The sequence below is a fragment of the Apilactobacillus timberlakei genome (genome assembly GCF_002993965.1).
In the GTDB taxonomy this organism is placed as follows: Bacteria; Bacillota; Bacilli; order Lactobacillales; family Lactobacillaceae; genus Apilactobacillus; species Apilactobacillus timberlakei.
The window spans coordinates 248,527-267,915 of record NZ_POST01000003.1 but is presented as its reverse complement, the minus strand read 5'-3'; the positions used below and the strand labels follow the sequence as shown (position 1 = coordinate 267,915).

Annotated in this window: 24 protein-coding genes; 10 read left to right on the top strand and 14 right to left on the bottom strand. The window is 28.2% G+C overall.

Annotated elements, in window-relative coordinates:
* Positions 1–22: 22 nt before the first annotated feature.
* The 3 genes from C7N71_RS05210 to C7N71_RS05200 all read right to left on the bottom strand — a co-directional run bounded on the left by C7N71_RS05210 (position 23) and on the right by C7N71_RS05200 (position 1,255).
* Positions 23–559 (bottom strand): DUF3278 domain-containing protein, encoded by a 537-nt coding sequence (locus tag C7N71_RS05210; protein ID WP_105988076.1) that lies wholly within the window; start codon positions 557–559, stop codon positions 23–25.
* 2 nt (positions 560–561) lie between these two features.
* Complete coding sequence (locus C7N71_RS05205) at positions 562–753, bottom strand: helix-turn-helix transcriptional regulator (protein ID WP_105988075.1); 192 nt, start codon at positions 751–753, stop codon at positions 562–564.
* A gap of 280 nt (positions 754–1,033) precedes the next feature.
* On the bottom strand, positions 1,034–1,255 hold the full coding sequence (locus C7N71_RS05200; RefSeq protein ID WP_105988074.1) for a hypothetical protein: 222 nt from the start codon (positions 1,253–1,255) through the stop codon (positions 1,034–1,036).
* 221 nt (positions 1,256–1,476) lie between these two features.
* On the opposite strand from C7N71_RS05200, the gene C7N71_RS05195 reads away from it, so the two are divergent.
* Positions 1,477–1,902 carry a YjdF family protein gene (locus C7N71_RS05195; RefSeq protein ID WP_105988073.1) on the top strand — a complete coding sequence of 142 codons (426 nt, stop codon included), beginning with the start codon at positions 1,477–1,479 and terminating at the stop codon, positions 1,900–1,902.
* A gap of 111 nt (positions 1,903–2,013) precedes the next feature.
* On the opposite strand, the gene C7N71_RS05190 is transcribed toward C7N71_RS05195, so the two are convergent.
* The 7 genes from C7N71_RS05190 to C7N71_RS08330 form a co-directional block, all read right to left on the bottom strand.
* Positions 2,014–2,214 (bottom strand): DUF3923 family protein, encoded by a 201-nt coding sequence (locus C7N71_RS05190; RefSeq protein WP_157944362.1) that lies wholly within the window; start codon positions 2,212–2,214, stop codon positions 2,014–2,016.
* A gap of 241 nt (positions 2,215–2,455) precedes the next feature.
* Complete coding sequence (locus C7N71_RS08060) at positions 2,456–2,614, bottom strand: hypothetical protein (RefSeq protein WP_157944361.1); 159 nt, start codon at positions 2,612–2,614, stop codon at positions 2,456–2,458.
* A gap of 49 nt (positions 2,615–2,663) precedes the next feature.
* The gene (locus C7N71_RS05185) at positions 2,664–3,083 is read right to left on the bottom strand and encodes a hypothetical protein (RefSeq protein ID WP_105988071.1); all 420 of its coding nucleotides are present in this window, start codon (positions 3,081–3,083) and stop codon (positions 2,664–2,666) included.
* A 129-nt stretch (positions 3,084–3,212) separates the two neighbouring features.
* Positions 3,213–5,465, bottom strand: coding sequence for a heavy metal translocating P-type ATPase (locus C7N71_RS05180; RefSeq protein ID WP_404799023.1), 2,253 nt, complete (start codon positions 5,463–5,465; stop codon positions 3,213–3,215).
* Positions 5,466–5,511: 46 nt separating this feature from the next.
* The gene (locus tag C7N71_RS05175; RefSeq protein WP_140921716.1) at positions 5,512–5,949 is read right to left on the bottom strand and encodes a CopY/TcrY family copper transport repressor; all 438 of its coding nucleotides are present in this window, start codon (positions 5,947–5,949) and stop codon (positions 5,512–5,514) included.
* Positions 5,950–6,316: 367 nt separating this feature from the next.
* Positions 6,317–6,604 (bottom strand): helix-turn-helix transcriptional regulator, encoded by a 288-nt coding sequence (locus C7N71_RS05170; RefSeq protein WP_105988068.1) that lies wholly within the window; start codon positions 6,602–6,604, stop codon positions 6,317–6,319.
* A gap of 206 nt (positions 6,605–6,810) precedes the next feature.
* Positions 6,811–7,005: a VanZ family protein gene (locus C7N71_RS08330; RefSeq protein WP_225361886.1), complete on the bottom strand. Its 195-nt coding sequence runs from the start codon at positions 7,003–7,005 to the stop codon at positions 6,811–6,813.
* A gap of 342 nt (positions 7,006–7,347) precedes the next feature.
* Here C7N71_RS08330 and C7N71_RS05160 point away from each other — a divergent pair, with 342 nt between their 5' ends.
* From C7N71_RS05160 to C7N71_RS05135, 6 genes are all read left to right on the top strand, one after another.
* Positions 7,348–7,938, top strand: coding sequence for a type 1 glutamine amidotransferase family protein (locus C7N71_RS05160; protein ID WP_105988067.1), 591 nt, complete (start codon positions 7,348–7,350; stop codon positions 7,936–7,938).
* A gap of 49 nt (positions 7,939–7,987) precedes the next feature.
* Positions 7,988–8,257 carry a GNAT family N-acetyltransferase gene (locus tag C7N71_RS05155; RefSeq protein WP_105988066.1) on the top strand — a complete coding sequence of 90 codons (270 nt, stop codon included), beginning with the start codon at positions 7,988–7,990 and terminating at the stop codon, positions 8,255–8,257.
* A 145-nt stretch (positions 8,258–8,402) separates the two neighbouring features.
* Positions 8,403–9,770 carry an MFS transporter gene (locus C7N71_RS05150; RefSeq protein ID WP_105988065.1) on the top strand — a complete coding sequence of 456 codons (1,368 nt, stop codon included), beginning with the start codon at positions 8,403–8,405 and terminating at the stop codon, positions 9,768–9,770.
* A 181-nt stretch (positions 9,771–9,951) separates the two neighbouring features.
* Positions 9,952–11,355 (top strand): amino acid permease, encoded by a 1,404-nt coding sequence (locus tag C7N71_RS05145; RefSeq protein WP_105988064.1) that lies wholly within the window; start codon positions 9,952–9,954, stop codon positions 11,353–11,355.
* Positions 11,356–11,379: 24 nt separating this feature from the next.
* Positions 11,380–11,925, top strand: a complete 546-nt coding sequence (locus C7N71_RS05140; protein WP_105988063.1) for a GNAT family N-acetyltransferase — start codon at positions 11,380–11,382, stop codon at positions 11,923–11,925.
* Between the two features lie 2 nt (positions 11,926–11,927).
* On the top strand, positions 11,928–12,371 hold the full coding sequence (locus C7N71_RS05135) for an ASCH domain-containing protein (protein WP_105988062.1): 444 nt from the start codon (positions 11,928–11,930) through the stop codon (positions 12,369–12,371).
* A gap of 230 nt (positions 12,372–12,601) precedes the next feature.
* On the opposite strand, the gene C7N71_RS08325 is transcribed toward C7N71_RS05135, so the two are convergent.
* Positions 12,602–13,168: a helix-turn-helix transcriptional regulator gene (locus C7N71_RS08325; RefSeq protein ID WP_105988061.1), complete on the bottom strand. Its 567-nt coding sequence runs from the start codon at positions 13,166–13,168 to the stop codon at positions 12,602–12,604.
* Positions 13,169–13,207: 39 nt separating this feature from the next.
* On the opposite strand from C7N71_RS08325, the gene C7N71_RS05125 reads away from it, so the two are divergent.
* Complete coding sequence (locus C7N71_RS05125; protein WP_105988060.1) at positions 13,208–13,396, top strand: hypothetical protein; 189 nt, start codon at positions 13,208–13,210, stop codon at positions 13,394–13,396.
* A 57-nt stretch (positions 13,397–13,453) separates the two neighbouring features.
* Here the strand turns inward: C7N71_RS05125 and C7N71_RS05120 are convergent, their stop codons facing one another.
* The gene (locus C7N71_RS05120) at positions 13,454–14,635 is read right to left on the bottom strand and encodes a GH25 family lysozyme (protein WP_225361881.1); all 1,182 of its coding nucleotides are present in this window, start codon (positions 14,633–14,635) and stop codon (positions 13,454–13,456) included.
* Between the two features lie 208 nt (positions 14,636–14,843).
* On the opposite strand from C7N71_RS05120, the gene gap reads away from it, so the two are divergent.
* Positions 14,844–15,851, top strand: a complete 1,008-nt coding sequence (gap, locus tag C7N71_RS05115) for a type I glyceraldehyde-3-phosphate dehydrogenase (RefSeq protein ID WP_105988058.1) — start codon at positions 14,844–14,846, stop codon at positions 15,849–15,851.
* A gap of 241 nt (positions 15,852–16,092) precedes the next feature.
* Here gap and dnaN read toward each other — a convergent pair whose 3' ends face one another.
* Together dnaN and dnaA are read right to left on the bottom strand one after the other, a co-directional pair.
* Entirely contained in the window at positions 16,093–17,229 is a 1,137-nt protein-coding gene (gene dnaN / locus C7N71_RS05110; protein WP_105988057.1) for a DNA polymerase III subunit beta, read from the bottom strand.
* Between the two features lie 162 nt (positions 17,230–17,391).
* A complete protein-coding gene (gene dnaA / locus C7N71_RS05105) occupies positions 17,392–18,732 on the bottom strand; it encodes a chromosomal replication initiator protein DnaA (RefSeq protein ID WP_105988056.1) in 1,341 nt (446 codons plus the stop codon).
* A gap of 487 nt (positions 18,733–19,219) precedes the next feature.
* Between dnaA and rpmH the strand changes: the two genes are divergently transcribed.
* Entirely contained in the window at positions 19,220–19,354 is a 135-nt protein-coding gene (rpmH, locus tag C7N71_RS05100; protein WP_105988055.1) for a 50S ribosomal protein L34, read from the top strand.
* Positions 19,355–19,389 lie beyond the last annotated feature (35 nt).

Here is a 19,389-nt window from a genome sequence, read left to right as displayed (position 1 = left end):
GTTTATTCCTTCAATTGTAAAATTATTTCTTGATTTTAGATTTTTGAACAAAATATAAAGTGATAGAAAATATAATTGATGTTATTCCCCATACAATATTTTCTTTAGGTGAAATAATTAATTGTAAAATTGTTAAGTGATTATCATTTGTTAACAAATCAATAAGAAAGAATACAATTCTTTCTATAATAAAGAAATTAAATGCTAACATAATGCATTTTTTTCTAAGTTTTTTAATCTGATGACTATAATCCTTATTATCGTATGTTTCAATTTGATCTAACTTAAGTTTTGAAACAGAAAAAGCTAAATACAAAAGTATTATTAAAAATATTAATAAATTGCTCCACATTAATACTATCAAGACATTACTAGATTCAAATATTAATGCAGAAAAACTGGTGGATATTATTTCTAGTCCAAATAGAAGAAATAATATTAAAAATGCATTATTACCTATTCTATTGACTTCTTGTTTTTTATATTCATCAAAATAACCATGAATTCCATAAATATGTTTAATTATCCTAATATATAGTGACTCTTTTGTTTTTCCCATTCTTACACCTTCCAAAATAATGAATTTAAATCTGAATCCAAGGCTTCAGCAATATTCACACATAACTTTAAAGATGGATTATATTTACCCTTTTCAATTAAACTTAACGTTTGCCTTGAAATACCTACTTCTAAAGCTAAATCTTTTTGCTGGAGATCTTTAGAAACTCTGACGAGCTTTACTTTATTATTCATATTTACACTCCTACTTAAGTAACATATAAGTTCCTTAAGTAATTTATATGTTACTTAAAATTTATAAAAAGTCAAATCAATGTTATTTTTTTTAACCAATTAATCTTAACAAATCAATATAAAAAGACCTAGAAGACAAACTTCTAGGTCTTTTTATAAGTGAAATATTTATTTTACCAATTAAACATTTTATCCACTATAAAAATAACCATTTGACCGAATCCATCAATAATACCACTAATAAATTGTTTATAATTATCCATATAAAAGACTACTTATATTAATTTTCAAACATTGAAATCCCCTTATCATATCCTCTTAAGTATTCATGACTATGGGAAATATTAAATATCTTTCTTAATCTTAATTTGTTGTTTATACCGAATAAATAAATTCTTTTCATAATTTTATATTCTTTTAAATATTCATAAGTATTTTGATCTGTTAATGCCTGTTGCATACCTTTACTATATTCTTTACTTTTATAAAAATCTTTTGACATAAAATGTAAGCTCCAATAAATTTAGTTGATTATACATTTTAATTCTATTACAAATATGTAAATATTTCATTGCCGTCTTTAATAAATATTTGTTAGTATTATTTTGAAAGTAAAAACACAGTTTTGGTTGGTAGTCCAAACGTAACTAATAAAATTAGTTATCAGTATCCTTCCTCCTTGGATGTCCATCTTTCATTATTTTTAAGGAGGTCATAGGTGTTATGCAAAATTTTGTTCAAAATAAAACTTTAGTTATTTTTGACAATCCATTTTATAAAATTATAGTAGAAAGGAATTATAATGATAATTATGAGGTTGCTCAAATGACTTTAGGTACTTCTGAACCGAAAATGCCACTTATTGAACATTTAATACTTTATAATTGGGATAAATTTAACTTTTATGTACAAAAAGATTCTTGTATTAATAAATATAGCAAACGTATTAATCCTAAAAGGCTTCAAAGGATGAGTAAGAAAGCGGTTAAAAAAGGAATCAGTACAAAAGCCCAGAATGCTATAAAAGCTCAAATCCATGCCAAAAAGAAAAGTATTAAAAGCAACAAACGATTTTATATAAAAAAACATAAGCAAAATGTATTTAATATAAAACAAAAGAAAAAAATTCAAAAACATAACGGTCATTAATTAATGAGAGGCTTATTATTTAAGTCTCTTTTTCATTTTAGTGAAATATAGATCAACTAAAGGACTTTGAAAAAATTAATAATGATAAACAAAAGATTTCAAAAATAATTATCATCTTTTTATATTGTGATAAACAATGATATGTACAATTAATATTATCAAAAACAATGCTCCCAAAATCATTAATGAAACTACTTGATTAGCAAAGTTATTTTCGATTCCACTACCATCAGTTTTTCTAAAAAACAAGAATAAATCACCGATAATAAATAATATTATAAAAAACAAACTACTAATTTTAAAAAATTTCATGATAACATCCCCATTAATTTTAAGCATAAAATATAGTTCAAAATATAACTTACGGTAAATAAATTTAAAAAATAATATAATCAATTTTTTATTTCACTGTTAACCAAATTAAAAGTGCAAATATTATTGTCCTTACAATATGATGTGCTATGTGTAGATTATTATTACCAATACCGTTTAAAATACTTGCCAATATTGTTAACCCTGCAGAAATAATCATATATGACAAAATATATGAAGTTTATAGAATTACTGATATCAATATAATAATTGCAGATAAAATATTAATAACCACAGAAACAATTAACAGGTTATTTCTTTTTAAATGTAACTGAAATATAGATAATCCTGTCATTAAGATTATTATTGCTAAAAAGATCAATAAAAATATTTCATTCATTTTAAACATCCCCTTAACTTTAAATAATAGCACCCTTTACTAATATGATTTACTTATTGTCCTCTTTAATCAAATGTAACTTTTTAGCTAATTCAGATAACTTCTTTAATCCTTGTTGATAACCTTTTTTAAATTCTGCAGAAATGTTATTAATATTAAAGCTTTTATTGTTTATTGCTGAATTAAAGCCTTTATTCTCTTCATTGGTTCTATTTTTAGCACTTTCATCATTTGTTTTATTAAATTTGTTTTCTGCTTGTTTAAATTGGCTATTAATAGCTCCGCCTAATTCACTTGCTTCATTTTTTAAATCTGCTTGGCTTCTTGATCCTAATAATTCTTTAAAATTACCTTGTTTAACTTGGTTAATTTCATATCGGAAATTGTTGTTTGAATTATTATTTTTATAATGATTCCACGAAATAAATAAAATAAAAATTAAAATGACCGAAAATATTAATCTTTTCATATCGTTATTCCTTTCTGTTATTTAACATAATTGCGATTATATATTAATTAACTATATTTTTAAAATAAATATACATAAATAAAAATTAGCCAATCCTTAAAAAAGGTTAGCTAATTTTTATTAGATTAATTATTTAATTTTTAAAGTCAATGCGTTCAAAGCAACAATCACTGTACTTAGTGACATGATAATTGCTCCAACCATTGGATCTAACATAATTCCAGCAAATGCTAAAATACCAGCAGCTAATGGTAAAGCTACAATGTTGTAACCAGCACCCCACCATAAGTTCTGAATCATCTTAGTATGTGACTCTTTAGCTAATTTAACTAAGCTAACCACGTCTAGTGGATTACTGTTAACCAATACAACATCAGCAGAATCAACTGCAACATCTGTTCCTGATCCAATCGCAATTCCCATATCTGATTGAGTTAAACTAGGTGCATCATTAATTCCATCACCAATAAACATTACTTTGCCATCTTTTTGATAATTAGTAACATTCTTTTGTTTATCTTCTGGAAGTAATTTAGCTTTTACTTCTGTAATACCTAGTAATGAAGCCACTTTATTAGCAGCAGATTCATTATCACCAGTTAACATAACTGGAGTAATCCCTTGGCTTTGTAAGTATTTAATCATGTCTTTAGATCCAGATTTAATTGAATCTCCTTCGGCAACAAAACCAATGACTTTATTATTTTCAACTACATAACTTAATGAATTACCTTTTTCTAGATATTGTTTAGATGAACTAGCATCATATTGAATATTATTAGCATCTAAATATGCAGCGGAAACAATTAAGAATTCATGATCATTAATTGTCCCTTTCATTCCATATCCAGTAATTTGATTATCACTATTTACATCAGATAATGATAATTCTTTTTGTTTAGCGGCTTCCATAATCCCTGTCGCTAATGGATGATTAGAATTTTGTTCCACACTAGCAGCAATTTTTAAGATTTCATCTTTTGCATAATTATTATCTAAACTGTCATAACCATTAACTTGAAATTTTCCTTCAGTTAAGGTTCCAGTTTTATCCATTAATGCATATTTAATATCATTAATTTTTTCTAGTGCAGTTTTATTTCTAATCAACAATCCATTAGTAGCAGCAATGGAAGTTGTTCTAGAGATTATTAATGGAACTGCTAAACCTAGTGCATGTGGACAAGCAATAATTAATACTGTTACAGTGACTGGAATTGCAAAACTAACCCCTTTAATCAATGACCAAGTAACAAATGCAATTACAGCAACAATTAATGCCGCATAGAATAAGTAACTTGCAACTTGATTAGCCAAATTTTCTGTTTTTGATTTAGCAGATTGAGCTTCTTGCACCATATTCATCACTTTGGATAAATAACCACTATTACCAGTTCCAGAAATTTTAACTTTAATAGTGCCATCACCATTAACAGAACCACCGATAACTGAGTCATCTGATTTCTTATTAATACTTCTTGATTCACCAGTTACTAATGATTCATTAACTGAAGTTGACCCATCATAGATAGTTCCATCAGCAGGAATCTTTTCTCCAGCTTGAATTAAAATGTTATCCCCAACTGATAATTCACTTGTGGAAACATCCTTAGTTTGGTTATCGCTAATTAAATGTGCATTATCCGGCAATAATTTTGATAGTTTATTAATTGCTGAACCTGCATTCATTACTGAATTCATTTCAATCCAGTGACCCAATAACATGATCACAATTAATGTAGATAACTCCCAAAAGAAATCATTAACCATTGGAGTTACATGCAAAATGTCATTAGCAACTACTGCATAAATACTATAAATATATGCAACTGAAATCCCCAATGTGATTAGTGACATCATTTCAGGCTTTTTATTTTGTATTTCACCCTTGGCACCATTGAAAAATGGGGTACTGCAATAAAAGAATAAAATACTACCTAAAACTAAGACAATAAAGTCAGAACCACTAAAAGTTAATTGAAATGGTAGTTTCATTCCCATCATTGGTGACATAAGGATAATTGGAATTGTTAGAATTAGCGAAATCCAAAATTTCTTTTTCAAATCACCCATATCCATCATGTGACCACCATGATTCATCATCATATGTCCATGATCGTGGTTCATATTCCCCATGTCCATGTGATCCATATGACTACCGCCATGGTGCATATTACTCATATCCATATCGTGTTGCATATGACTATGATCTTCGTGATTATGATCCATATCATGATGCATATGCTCTGAATGGTCATGTTCCATATTACTCATATCATGATGCATGTTCTTTTTATCATCATGTTGCATATGATCCATATCACAATTTTTCATATTTTTGTGATTCATATGACCATTTTTGTCTGTACTGCAACAATCCATCTTTTCATGGTTCATCTTGCTATGATCCATGTTCTTCATATCTTTGTCACTCATAAATCTTACCTCCTAAACAATGACATTCGACTTTTTCTGGTGCATCCACCATTTTTTTATCTAAAGTTTTAATCAGTTTACTAATATCGGATTTGCTCAAATCAATGTTATTAATTAAATAATCAAGCGTTGAACCATACTGCATACAACAAATTTCATTAAACATATGTTTAATTTTCATTTTGTAGGCATCTTGTTCATTTATTAAACAGTGATAATAATTCTTTTTATCAATCTTTTTAACTCCAATGATTTTTTTGTTCTTCAACCTAGTAATTAAAGTTTTAATGGTTGATTCACTCCAGTCACTTTTCTTGGAAAGTAAATCAATAATTGTCTTACTTCTTGAATCACCAATTGTCCACAAGATTCGCATTAGTTCCCATTCAGCATCGGAAATATTACTGACTTTGTTATCGATGGTTACCACCTCTCAAATTTATTATTTATATATAGTCTACATTTGTAGACTAAAAAGTCAAAGAAAAAGATCTTTTCTTAAGTTTTATTTAAGATTCCATTGTTATATTATTAATAATCTTAAAGGAAAGAGGGTTTTCCAATAATGAAAAAGCACTTAGTTATGAAGAATCAATCAAATATTAATTCAAATCGTAAATATAGACTAAACTTACGCATTAATCAGGATTGTAAAGCTGCTTCTTTAAGATGGATTAATAATTGAAGGTAAAAAATAATCCTGCAAAATAACCATATTCCTACACTCTACAAATATATTTATAACAAAAAACAGCACTTAGAGCAGAGAGTCTAAGTGCTGTTTTTTATTAAATAGATTATATAAATATTGCAATTAATATTAAAATAATTCCTATTGACCAAATATACCCAGTTATTTCTTCTTCTCTACTTTTTTCTTTTTTTATTCCAAAAACTAAATCGTTTAAATCACAATCAAAAATTTTACACAACGTAATCAAATTATTTAAATCTGGTGTTACATCTCCAGATTCCCATTTAGAAACTGCTTGTCTAGATACATATAATTTTTTAGCTACTTCTTCTTGTGTAAAGTTGTTTTTCTTTCTATGTATTTTTAATTGTTCAGGAAAAATATTTTCCATTCAATCACCCCTTTATCTTGTATATTATTATCAAATAAATATGAAAAAACTTAAAGAAATTTTCCATAACATTTGTAAATTAATACTAAACATTGCGCAAATATTATTAACAACTGATTATAAAAAGCCACCATATAGCAAAAATCATAAAAAAAGCACCTAACGATTTAAAAACGTTAAGTACAAATAGCAATATAAATTAAGATTTAATTTTTAATACTTAAAAGTTTTATTTTACGACCAAATATAAATTTAATAATTATATATATTATTAATCCTAATATGTATCCTATAAAGTTTAAAATTATATCGTTAACATCAAATACTCTGTATCCTAAATAAAAATAATTAAGGATTAATTGAAATATTTCTATTAATAATGTTGATAAGAAACCAACAATAATATTAATATGCTAACCATCAAATTTATTTGGAAATAGTGAATTTAAAAAAATAGCTAGTGGAAATATTAATAATATGTTTCCCCATATTTGAATAGGTAAATAGTTAAGCATATCGATAATATTAAAATTAAACATTGTTTGTTTACCAAAATTTATATTATGAATCGGATTAGATGAATTAAAAATATTTATTGGAAAAATAGTTATACTAATAAGATTATATAAATATATATAAAACATAACTTATGAATTTTATTATGTTATAAATAATAATAGTTATGTTATAAATAATATCAGGTGTAAAATATTGTTTAATAATTGTGAAGGGAGACATTTTTAATGAAAAAAGCAATTTTTATAATATTAGACAAATATTCTGACTGGGAAAGTGCTTATTTAGCAAGTCAGTTAAATCAGGACGAAAATTGGAAAGTAGAAACGGCATCTAACAAAAATTATGTAAAATCTATTGGCGGATTTAATACAAAAGTAGATTATAAACTTGAAGATATTCCTAGTAACATAGATTTACTAGTATTGATAGGTGGTAATTCTTGGAATATAGAAAACGATGAATTATTTAATGTTATAAAAGATTCATTTGATAATAATATTTATATAGGAGCAATTTGTGCAGCTGTTAATTATTTATCAAAAAAAGGTTTCTTAAATAACTATAAACATACAGGTAATTCCAAATATATGATGGAACAATTTAAAAATTATACAAATAAAGATAATTTTATAGAATCACAAGCGATCAAAGATAGAAATCTTGTAACTGCTAATGGAACAGCATCATTGGAGTTCACAAACTTAGTACTAAAAATGATAAATGAAGATAGTGATGAAAATATAGGCAAGATGACTTATATGTATAAATATGGATTTTACGAATACTGTAATAAGTATGGAAATCCGTATGAATAAAAATATCCGATGAAAGAATGATTTTTGCATAATAAAAGGAGAATTAAAAATGCAATTTAGTTATAATAATGAAAATATTTATGCAATGCAAAATGATTCAGTAATCGCTAAAGCTAATTTCACAATCAAAGATAATACGATGTTCATTAATCATGTTTTGGTTGAAAAAGCATATCGCGGACAAGGTGTAGCTCATAAACTAATGTTAGAAATAATCAAGTATTCCAAAAATAAGAACTTATTAATTAAACCAATTTGTAAATATGCGCAAATGTTTTTTAAACATAATAGTAAATATAGCTACTTATTAAATGACTAATAAAAAGATATCCACAAGTATTAAAAAAACTTTGTGGATATCTTTTTTTAATTTCTTCTTGCACGAAAAAATTAAATTCATTATACTTACCAATACTAATTTTATAATACAAATTTTATAGGAGACGAAATATAATGATTATTTAATGAAAGAGAGAATATCAACAAACGTATTATTAGCAATAATTGCTGTCGGAGTAATGACATTCAGTGGGGTGACTGTTGAAACCTCGATGAATATCACATTTCCAACTTTAATTTCAGAATTCCATATTGGACTAAATGTGGTTCAATGGATTACAACGATTTATCTATTGGTTTTATCAAGTGTGATACCACTTTCTAAATTCCTAAAAGAAAGGTTCAAGACTAGTCATTTATTTATATGTTCTAGTATTCTATTCTTAATTGGGTTGATTGTTGATGCAATGGCACCAGCATTTATCTTCTTATTAATTGGAAGGTTAATCCAAGGCATTGGGACTGGAATTGCACTACCACTAATGTTTAATATTATTTTGGAAAATGTTCCAAAAAGTAGGCTTGGTTTTATGATGGGCTTCGGCTCATTAATAACCGCTGCAGCCTCTGCTGTGGGGCCTACATTCGGTGGGATTATTGTTACTACGCTAGGTTGGCGTTATATTTTTATCATTTTAATTCCAATTTTATTTTTAGCTTTTATCTTGGGAATTATATCGGTTCCAAAATTGCCACAAAGTGAGTTAAGCAATAATAAATTTGATGTATTCAGCTTTATTTTAATCTTCTTAACATTTGCTGGTTTAATTTTTGGAATTAGTAATATTAGTAGTAAACCACTACTTAATATTTCCGTTATTTTACCAGTATTAATTGGAATTATCGCTTTAACTATATTTATAAAAATACAAAATCGAAAAGAAGAAACTATTTTAAATGTTAAGATTCTTAAGAATATGGCTTATTCAAAATATGTAATTGCGTTCTTTATAAATCAATTAATTATCCTTGGACTATCGTTCATTGTTCCTAATTATGTACAAATTATTAATCATAGTTCCTCAAGCATTGCTGGATTAATCTTATTGCCTGGTGCTGTAGTTGGAGCTATCATTTCACCATTTTCTGGAAGTTTGTTAGATCATTTTGGTGCTAAGAAACCAATTTTAACTGGCATTGGGGCAATCATTGTTTCATTAATTTACTTAACAGTTACTTCTTACAATTTAAGTGATACTATTTTTACAATCTTTTACACGATTATTATGATTGGAATTGGATTATCATATGGGAACATTATGACAAAGGGGCTAGATTACTTAGCAGCTGATATAAAAGCCGATGGGAATGCCATCTTAACTACAGTTCAACAATTTGCTGGAGCAATTGGAACCGTTATTGTTTCCACAATTATTACTAAGATAACTGCATTTTCTGGAACAAATCATGTAATTGGTTATACCTTTGCAATTCTATTTTTAGTTATATTAAGTATTATTCAATTTTTAGTAGTTTCTTCAACAAAAGAATAAAGCAAAATGCCTTCAAAAATTTTTGAAGGCATTTTTTTGTGTAAATTATCATCATAATTCCGAACAAATTATGCAAATTTTTTACTAATGTTCAATTGACACAAACATTATTATATTTATAATTAAAAAACAATTAGAATTTTAATATAATTTTGATTTTATTATTTTGGAGGTGTTTATTATGAAAGCAAGCAAAGATTTAAATAGCCAATCGATAAATTCAGATGGAACAAAAAGAACTTTATCTAATCGGCACGTACAGATGATTGCAATTGGTGGAACAATTGGAACAGGCCTATTTCTAGGTTCTGGAACAACTATTTCACAAACTGGACCTTCTATCTTATTAATATATGCATTAATGGGCTTAGTTTTTTTCTTCATGATGCGTGCAATTGGTGAAATGTTATATGCATCTCCACAAGAACATACATTTGTAGCATTCATAACTAAATACTTAGGTATGGGTGCCGGAATATTTGCTGGTTGGAGTTATTGGTTTGCAATAATTTTTGGCGGCATGGCAGAACTTACGGCAATTGCTATCTATGTTAAATTTTGGTTTCCAACGTGGAATAGTGCAATTATACAAATAGTTTTCTTACTGGCACTTACTGGAATCAATGTTTTAGCTGCTAGAGTCTTCGGTGAAGCTGAATTTTGGTTTGCCACAATTAAAATCATTGCAATTGTTTCTTTAATTTTAGTTGGACTATTTATGGTTTTTGCTGGATTTAAGGATTCAAATGGTGCCATGGCTAGTTTTAGTAATTTAACAAACAATTTTACCTTTTTTCCAAATGGAAAGGTGGCCTTCATATCAGCAATTCCAATGGTATTCTTTGCATTTCTAGCCATGGAGTTCGTAAGCATAACAATTGGTGAAACTAAAAATCCCCGAGAAGTGCTTAAAAAAGCAATTAATCAAACTGTATATCGGATTTTAATTTTCTACATTGGTGCACTATTAGTAATTATGTTTATTATCCCTTGGCGCGAAATTTCACCAAATAACAGTCCCTTTGTTCAAGTCTTTAAATTAGCTGGGCTACCAGCCGCAGCAGCAATAATCAATTTTGTTGTATTAACATCAGCTGCTTCTTCGTTGAACAGTTTGATATTCTCATCAGGCCGGCATTTATATCAATTATCGATGGAACAAGACGGTAAAATCATTAAACACTTTAGACAAATTTCCAAAGCTGGTGTTCCGGCAAATGCAATAAGGATGTCAGCATCATTATTCTTATTTGCACCAATCATTAGCTTAGTTCCAACAATTAAAAATTCATTTGAATTCGTTGGAGCTGCTGGCAGTGACCTATACATCTTCGTATATATTCTAACAATGTTAGCTCACCGTAAATATAAGGCTTCTGATGACTACTTAACCAATGGATTCAAAATGCCATTGTATAAAATCAGCAGTCCAATTGTAATTTTCGCATTTGCTTTCATCTTTGTAACCTTATTCTTCAATCCAAATGATGTTATCCCAGCAATTGGTGCTATCATATGGCTATTATTATTTGGTACATTTTGTATTATTAAGAACAAGGGTAAAAAACCAGTTGATGAGATTTAATAAAGATGCTTTGGAGTGAAAACAATGTCAATCTTTCTCAAAAAAATAACTAAAAATGATTTAGAAACTTTTTGGAATGTCGCATATAAAGACCAAAATGCTGAATGGACTAAATTTAACGGACCTTATTTCAAAGATAAGTTACCTGCAAAAGATGATTTTATCAATGGTTATGCTTCTAAAAAACAATTAAACAATAATATGTACAAAGCCATTTGGTATAATGATAAAATTGTTGGTTCTGTTTCAGCTTATTATGAAGATGGAAATTTAAAAAGATGGTTAGATGTTGGTATTTGCATATATGATCAAAATAATTGGCATCAAGGAATTGGGCAAATTGCTTTAAGCATGTGGATCAATGAAATGTTTGAACTAACTGATTTACCACATATTGGTTTAACCACCTGGTCTGGCAATAAAAGTATGATGCATTTAGCAAATAAAATTGGCTTAAATAAAGAAGCTGAAATTCCAAAGGTAAGGTATTGGCAAAATAAATATTGGGATTCTGTAAAATATGGAATTTTGAGAAGTGCTTGGAAAGTTTTAAAAGAAAGGAAAAAATAGTTATGTCTCCGGAAGAATATTTTGATAAAGCTAAATCAACCCTAAATTTACCAAAAGAAACAAAGTTAACTAGTGCTTATGCATTTGGATTAATTCCAGACAAATTAGCACAACTAGTTATAAATGGTATCAAAACAGGTACTACCAGTGCGTATGATTTATATGAAAAAGATGAACCATTACCTAAAATTGGTGAATATGATGTAATTTTAGATGGAAACAAAAATCCAGTATGTATAACTTACACTGATAGTGTAGAAATAAAGTTATTTAATGATGTAGATGCTGAACACGCTTTTAAGGAAGGAGAAGGAGATAAAAGTTTAAAATATTGGCGAAAAGTTCATAAAGATTTTTTTGAAAATGAATATAGAAATGAAGGATCAACTTTTAATCCACGAAATTCTAAAATGGTTTTAGAACATTTTCATGTTATCTACAAATAAAAAACAGGGAGCATAAAATGCTCCCTGTTTTTTCACATATCTATAATTGACCTGTTGATAACTAACTTATCAACAATTTAAACATATAAAATATTTCAAAAATACTCAAGCTACTAATTAGAAATAGACAAATATAAGGGTTACATTAGCAAAAATAAAGCAATAGCAAAACACTGTCATATCAGCGTCCATTAATGTCTATAGACAAAAAAGTTAAAGAACATCCAATACTATTTTACTTTTCTATAATTAGTTATGATGAAGAAGCTGGATGTTAATATTAAAGAGTGAATAATTGCTCCAATAAAAAATGGAAAATCCTCTAAAATATTTGAAAAGTTATATTTTAGTTCCATATTATTCATAATTATTATTAAAAAAAATATAAATAATAAAACAAATACAAACTGAATAATTTTATTATTTTTTATATAAATAAATATGTTTGTCCTAAATTTTACAAATAAAAATGATGTAAGTATTAATTGAAAAGTAGCTATACCTGTTAATAAATGCGTAAATAAATTAATTAAACATAGAATGAACAACATTATGTTAATAAAGTAAATAGTATAAAAATATTTATTATTATTTTTATGTTTATTTTGTGTATAATAAAGTTGTAGATTTGTGTTATATATGGAATTTAATTGTTTTAAATATGAAGAATTGGGTTTCCCACGACCGTTCTCCCAACTTGAAATAGTTTTTCTAGAAACATTAATTTGGCTAGCTACATATTCTTGGGTTAATTTTTTATCTTTCCTAGCTTTTTTTAATTTAGTAGATAGTTCCATATTATTACCTTCTCTATAAAAATAAATTGGAGTGTGATTATGTTGAAAAAATTAATAACTGCTTTATCAATCGTTTTAATGTCTTTATCATTTAGTTATGGAGCATTTACTACAATAAATAGCAGTAGTAATAATGTTTATGCTGCAAGAAAACATCATAAAGAAAATGATACTGATGAGGGATTCTGGCAAAAAATTTGGGATGCAATCAAAGACGTTCAAGAATAATTATAAATGAAAATTAACCTATAAAAAACAGACACATAAAAGTGTCTGTTTTTTATTTTATTTAAATGCACTTTGATAAATCCATCCTAAGTATTTACCTTCGTAATAGCATTTATAATAATAACTATGCCAGCCATCTTTTTTGGCTTTAGCAGTAATCTTTAACTTTTTATTAGCATATTTATTTCCATGATAAGTCATCTTAATATTACTGAAATGACTATTAGTTACATGGTTGTAAAAATTATTAGATGGACTATATTTAACTGTTTTATATTCGTTAGCTTTTCCATAATTAATATGGGGACCTAAAGCATCACTACTAATCCAACCTAATAATTTACCTTTGTAGTAACAACGATAAAATGTTTTACCATTAACGACTGCTTTACAGTCTATATTAACAGTTTTAGCACGATAATTTGACCCATAGTTTTTTAATTTCAAATTATGAGCATATTTATTATCTGCAGCTACATGATCATAAAAGTGCTCATACAATTTACTCTTAGTGGTAAATTGTCCACTATCACGATAATATTTAGTGTTTACAATGGGTTTTTGATTCCCTATGAACCAATTGCTCTTTTTTGATGTCAAAAGGCTAGAATCAATATATTTACCCAATGCTGAAGAATAAAAATGGTCTGTATATTGCCATAAAACATGTTCTCTTTCAGGTTCATTTGATTGATATGCAGCTAACCAATAACCATCATAAGAACTAATTGCTTCTGCGGCATATTGAAGCATAAAACTTTGATATGAATAAAACAATATTTTTTTATTTTTTGCTAAGGGCCTCAGCTCATTTAACCAAGCTAATGTTGCCGCATTAGTATCGCCAGATTTTACAGTTTGATCTTCATAATCATTTACATAAAATTTAGCATTAGGAGCTCTATCATAAAGAGCTCTGGCTTCTCCTTTAGCATCATTAACACTTTCATACTGACTAAATGAATAAACTCCATATGGAATCTTGTACTTATCTAATAAATTTCGATTATGTTGAAAAGTTCGATCATAATAAGCACTTCCATATTGAACCCTTAAAATGACAAATGGTACTTCATTTTTTAACTGCTTCACTTGTGAATTAGTGAAATTGCCTTGCCATTCTGATAAATCATAAACGTTTCTTTGGTCTGCATTTACATTATTTATATTTATGTATATAAACGATATAAACATAGCAGCAATACTTATAAATAAATATTTAAATTTAAAATTTTTCAAAACAAATATCCTCCATCTACAATTATCAATTGTAGTAGAATAATGTTTCATGAATGATATAGCTAAATTACATTTTAAAATCAAATTATCACAGAGTAATTACATTTTTTATTTTTCACAAGCATAATACATGACATTAATCTAAAAGCGTGGTAATTTGTATCTTGTAAGATATAAGTAAATATTAAATGAATTTGGAGGTACAAGTATGACAGTAAAAATTGGTATTAACGGTTTTGGTCGTATTGGTCGTTTAGCATTCAAAAGAATTCATGAATTAAAATCTGATGGTATCGAAGTAGCAGCTATTAATGATTTAACAACTCCTTCAATGCTAGCTTATCTATTAAAATATGATTCAACACATGGTAAGTTCCCAGGTGAAGTTTCATCAACAGATACTGGAATCGTAGTCGATGGACACGAAATTCCAGTTTATGCTGAAAAAGATGCTTCTAACCTACCATGGGTTAAGAATGATGGTGTTGACTTTGTACTTGAATGTACAGGTTTCTACACATCAAAAGAAAAAGCTCAAGCTCACTTAGATGCTGGTGCAAAACGTGTTCTAATCTCAGCTCCTGCTGGTGATATGAAGACTGTTGTTCCTGGTGTTAACTTGGATACATTGAATTCAGATGATCAAATTGTTTCAGCTGGTTCATGTACAACTGGAAGTATTGCAGCTACTGCATACTTCTTAAACAAAGACTTTGGAATTAAAGTTGGTTCAATGACTACTATCCATGCCTTTACTTCTACTCAAGCTATCTTAGATGGCCCTCGTGGTAAGAAGTTCAGAAATAACCGTACTGCTTCAGTAAACACTATTCCTCACTCAACTGGTGCTGCTAAAGCAATTGGTTTAGTTGTTCCTGAATTAAATGGTAAATTAGATGGTGTTGCACAACGTGTTGGTATTATTGATGGTTCATTGACTGAATTGACAGCCATCGTTGACAAGAAGAATGTTACTGCAGACGAAATCAATGAAAAGATGAAGAGTCATGCGGACGAAACATTCGGTTACAATGATGAACCAATCGTATCAAGTGATATTATCGGTGATACTCACGGATCAGTATTTGATGCCACTCAAACTAACGTTTCAACTGTTGGTGATGACCAATTAGTTAAGGTTTGGAACTGGTACGATAACGAATGGGGCTTTACTTGCAACATGGTTCGTACTTTATTGAAGTTCTCACAACTATAAGATTAATTAAAAGTTCTTGGATAATTTCCAAGGACTTTTTTATTACATAACTTTTTGTTGTCTCAATTTTATCCACATATAATTAAAATTTTTAATGATTTAATTAATTTAAAGTATCATTTAGTATAATTTATCCACAATTTTATTAACAGGCCTTAAAAAGCAATTTTTACGCTTTATTTAAACATACAAAAAGAGTACTGATTAAAAATATCAGTACTCTTTTTGTTTTCTATTATTTTTAGAATGTACGAACTGGTGTTATCAGTTCAACAAAATTTTCTTTGTCTTCTGAAGGAACTAATGTAAACGGTCTTAATGGTGATGTGAATGAAACATTAATCACCGTTTGACCAAATGCTCGAAGCGCATCTTTCATGTAATCAGGGTTAAATGAAATTTCTAAGTCTTCACCACTAACTTCTTTAGTGTCAAGTTCTTCTTCAACATTACCAACATCAGGTGAATTACCTGAAATAGTAACTTTTTTATCATTAGCATTAATTGTTAATTTAACAACATTATTTCTTGATTCATGTGAAAGCAATGAAGCTCTCTCAATTGAACCTAATAATTCACGTGCATCAAATTGAACATTAGTTTCTGATTCTTTAGGAATTAAACGTGAAGTATCAGGATAAGCACCTTCTAGTAAACGTGAGTAGAAGTAAGTATTACCAATTGTGAATAAAACTTGGTTTTCTGAGATCTTCATTTTTACATCTTCATTATCATCAGAAATCATTTTTGATAATTCTGACAAACTGCTTCCTGGGATAATTACATCATATTCCCCATTATTATCTGGTAAAGAAACTTTACGTTGACTTAAACGATGTGAATCAGTTGCAACAGCAAATAACATTTGATCTTTTAAAACAAAGTGAACACCTGTAAGAATAGGGCGACTTTCTTGTTTTGAAACTGCAATAACAGTTTGATTAATAATTTCTTTAAAGACATCCCCAGATAATGAAATTTCATTTTCGTTATCAATTTCTGGTAGATGTGGATAATCATTAGCATCTAAACCATTAATAGTAAATGATGATGAACCAGAAGTAATTTCAGTTTGGAATCCATTACTTATTGATAAAGTCATTTTATCATTAGGAAGTTTTTTAACAATTCCACTAAAGAATCTTGCTGGTAATACAATGCTACCAGTTTCACTGATTTCTAATTCATTTTCCTCATCATTAGCTTGAATTTGAGTCTCAATTGAAACATCAGCATCACTACCTGTAAGAATGATTTCGTTATCAGTTACCGTTAATTTTAAACCTGTAAGAATAGGGATTGTTGTTTTAGATGATATTGCTCTTGATACGGTATTAATTCCTTGAATAAATGATGCTCTCTTAATTGAAAATTTCATTTTTATTTTCCTCCTGTTATTAATAATAATTAATATATAGTAAATATAGTAGTAGTAGGGCCTGTGGATATGTGTATAACTAAGTTTATCACTTGATACCATTAGCTTTTAGCCTGTGGATAACCTGTGGATAACTTTGCCTTTTTTCCACAAACTATAAAATTACCTTTTTAATTCTTCTTTTAGTTCATCAACTTTATTTTGTAAATTGACGTTATTTTTTAAGGACTCAGATATTTTATCATATGCGTGAATTACTGTGGTATGATCTTTTCCTCCAAAAGCTACTCCAATTTTAGGTAATGAATTGTTAGTCATTATTCTTGCTAAATACATCGCAATTTGCCTTGGAATGACAATCTTTTGGATTCTTTTTTTACCCTTTATATCATCAATCGATAAATTAAAATACGAAGAAACAGTTTGAATGATTTTATCAATGTTGACTGCGATTTTATTTTCACCTTTATTAAGGCCTTTTAAGGCTTCCGATACTAAATCCGTTGTAATTTTAACATTTTTAAATTTAGCAAATGCTTGAACTCTTGATAAAGCTCCCTCTAATTCACGGACATTTGAATCAATTTGTCCAGCTATATAATTTAACGTATCAGTTGGGACATCAATATTATCAGCTTCAGCTTTGGTTTTTAAAATAGCAATTCTAGTTTCTAAGTCTGGTGGAGTGATGTCAACCGATAATCCCCATGCAAATCTTGAAACTAATCGATCTTGCAGTTTTGAGATTTCATTTGGTAAACGATCAGAAGTTAATACAATTTGTTTACGATTTTCATATAAATCATTAAAGGTGTGGAAAAATTCTTCTTGGGTACCATCTTTATCCGCAAAAAATTGAATATCATCCACAAGTAAAACGTCTACATTCCGATATTCTTGTCGAAAACTTTCTGTTTTATGATTTTGAATAGCATTTATAAAATCATTTGTAAAAGATTCACTTGTAATGTATTTAATGTTGGCATCAGGATTATCTTGAATAATCTTATTACCAATTGCATGCATTAAATGCGTTTTACCTAATCCAACACCTCCGTACAATAGTAGGGGATTATACATTTTACCTGGATCTTCTGATACAACCAAAGCAGCAGCATGTGCCATTTGATTACCTTTACCAATAACAAATGATTCAAATGTGTAATTAGTATTTAAATGAGTATTCTTCATTAATTCATTACTATTTTGTTGATCATCGTTAATTGTGTCAAAACTATTTTTTCTTTCATTCCGTAGTTCATCTTCCAAAACAAAATTAGGAATGATATCTTTTTTAGTTATTTTATAAGCATACTCGACTAGTTGGTCAGCTAATTTGTCTTTCCAATAGTCTCGATGAAGAGGGGAGGGGAGTTCTAAAGTTAGTTGATTGCCTTCTAGACTAACCGGTTTGACAGTTTCTATCCATGTTGAATAGGTCGTAGTTGAGACATTATCTTCAAAAGCATCACGGATTCTTTCCCATAATGAATCTTTATTCATGAATTATTTCCTCCCGTGCAAATTTCTTAAATAATTTTACCATTATGAAGTACAGTTTTCCACAGGTAATTTTAACTATTGTAAAATGTTCCACAGGGTGTGCATAAAGTTATCCACAGGGTGTAGATAACTTTATAAATAAATGATAAATATTAGTTATTAACAATATTATGTGAATAAGTATTGTGCTTAAAACGTTGTTTTAACAATTATTTATGGGAATTGTACACACCCTGTGGATAACTTTATGCACACCCTGTGATTATGTGGATAAAATGTGGATAACCCTGTGAATTGATATTTTTTAATCCACAAAATAACCCACAAAAATATGCATGAAACAAATTAAAATGTGGATAATTTTATGATCTTAATAATCACTCCATTTTTAATTAGATGTTTCATGATTTTAATTTTTATGGTATTATGTTTAAGAAATGTATTTAGCATAGAAAAGAAACATTTAAATAAGCAAGGAGGGTTAGTAATGAAAAGAACTTACCAACCAAAGAGACGTAAGCATGCTCGTGTACACGGTTTCCGTAAACGTATGAGTACAAGAAACGGTCGTAATATTTTAGCTAATCGCCGTAGAAAAGGCAGAAAGTCATTAACTGTCTAGTATACTAAAGACCACTGACCACTTAATCAGTGGTC

Excerpts from the sequence above, each read along its gene's own strand:
- C7N71_RS05210 (WP_105988076.1), bottom strand. The coding sequence starts at position 559 with ATGGGAAAAACAAAAGAGTCACTATATATTAGGATAATTAAACATATT.
- C7N71_RS05205 (WP_105988075.1), bottom strand. The coding sequence starts at position 753 with ATGAATAATAAAGTAAAGCTCGTCAGAGTTTCTAAAGATCTCCAGCAA.
- C7N71_RS05200 (WP_105988074.1), bottom strand. The coding sequence starts at position 1,255 with ATGTCAAAAGATTTTTATAAAAGTAAAGAATATAGTAAAGGTATGCAA.
- C7N71_RS05195 (WP_105988073.1), top strand. The coding sequence starts at position 1,477 with ATGCAAAATTTTGTTCAAAATAAAACTTTAGTTATTTTTGACAATCCA.
- C7N71_RS05190 (WP_157944362.1), bottom strand. The coding sequence starts at position 2,214 with ATGAAATTTTTTAAAATTAGTAGTTTGTTTTTTATAATATTATTTATT.
- C7N71_RS08060 (WP_157944361.1), bottom strand. The coding sequence starts at position 2,614 with ATGAATGAAATATTTTTATTGATCTTTTTAGCAATAATAATCTTAATG.
- C7N71_RS05185 (WP_105988071.1), bottom strand. The coding sequence starts at position 3,083 with ATGAAAAGATTAATATTTTCGGTCATTTTAATTTTTATTTTATTTATT.
- C7N71_RS05180 (WP_404799023.1), bottom strand. The coding sequence starts at position 5,465 with ATGGATTGTTGCAGTACAGACAAAAATGGTCATATGAATCACAAAAAT.
- C7N71_RS05170 (WP_105988068.1), bottom strand. The coding sequence starts at position 6,604 with ATGGAAAATATTTTTCCTGAACAATTAAAAATACATAGAAAGAAAAAC.
- C7N71_RS05160 (WP_105988067.1), top strand. The coding sequence starts at position 7,348 with ATGAAAAAAGCAATTTTTATAATATTAGACAAATATTCTGACTGGGAA.
- C7N71_RS05155 (WP_105988066.1), top strand. The coding sequence starts at position 7,988 with ATGCAATTTAGTTATAATAATGAAAATATTTATGCAATGCAAAATGAT.
- C7N71_RS05150 (WP_105988065.1), top strand. The coding sequence starts at position 8,403 with ATGAAAGAGAGAATATCAACAAACGTATTATTAGCAATAATTGCTGTC.
- C7N71_RS05145 (WP_105988064.1), top strand. The coding sequence starts at position 9,952 with ATGAAAGCAAGCAAAGATTTAAATAGCCAATCGATAAATTCAGATGGA.
- C7N71_RS05140 (WP_105988063.1), top strand. The coding sequence starts at position 11,380 with ATGTCAATCTTTCTCAAAAAAATAACTAAAAATGATTTAGAAACTTTT.
- C7N71_RS05135 (WP_105988062.1), top strand. The coding sequence starts at position 11,928 with ATGTCTCCGGAAGAATATTTTGATAAAGCTAAATCAACCCTAAATTTA.
- C7N71_RS08325 (WP_105988061.1), bottom strand. The coding sequence starts at position 13,168 with ATGGAACTATCTACTAAATTAAAAAAAGCTAGGAAAGATAAAAAATTA.
- C7N71_RS05125 (WP_105988060.1), top strand. The coding sequence starts at position 13,208 with ATGTTGAAAAAATTAATAACTGCTTTATCAATCGTTTTAATGTCTTTA.
- gap (WP_105988058.1), top strand. The coding sequence starts at position 14,844 with ATGACAGTAAAAATTGGTATTAACGGTTTTGGTCGTATTGGTCGTTTA.
- dnaN (WP_105988057.1), bottom strand. The coding sequence starts at position 17,229 with ATGAAATTTTCAATTAAGAGAGCATCATTTATTCAAGGAATTAATACC.
- dnaA (WP_105988056.1), bottom strand. The coding sequence starts at position 18,732 with ATGAATAAAGATTCATTATGGGAAAGAATCCGTGATGCTTTTGAAGAT.
- rpmH (WP_105988055.1), top strand. The coding sequence starts at position 19,220 with ATGAAAAGAACTTACCAACCAAAGAGACGTAAGCATGCTCGTGTACAC.